The sequence below is a fragment of the Sulfitobacter sp. HI0027 genome (assembly GCF_001634775.1).
GTDB lineage: Bacteria > Pseudomonadota > Alphaproteobacteria > Rhodobacterales > Rhodobacteraceae > Sulfitobacter.
The window spans coordinates 1-213 of sequence record NZ_LWER01000130.1; the positions used below are offsets into that span (position 1 = coordinate 1).

The 213-nt window shown below is 66.7% G+C and carries 1 pseudogene; it reads right to left on the bottom strand.

Features of this window, described 5'->3' with window-relative positions:
- A pseudogene (locus A3722_RS06585) lies at positions 1–213 on the bottom strand (ZIP family metal transporter); the annotation flags it as partial.

Here is a 213-nt window from a genome sequence, read left to right on the forward strand (position 1 = left end):
CCGTCGAAGCGATGCCGCCGCTGGCCCCTCGCGGCCCGTCTTGAAGTGCTCATGCGGTAGAAGTTCGTTCATCAGCGCCACGGCCCCCATGCCGAGCAAGATCGCCACACAGACGATCGCGGCGGGCGCGGCCTCGCTGTCATACCGCAGTCCGGCTGCATCCAGTGCGGGGATGATGAGCGAAAAGAAAGACGCCGCCAGCATCACCCCGGC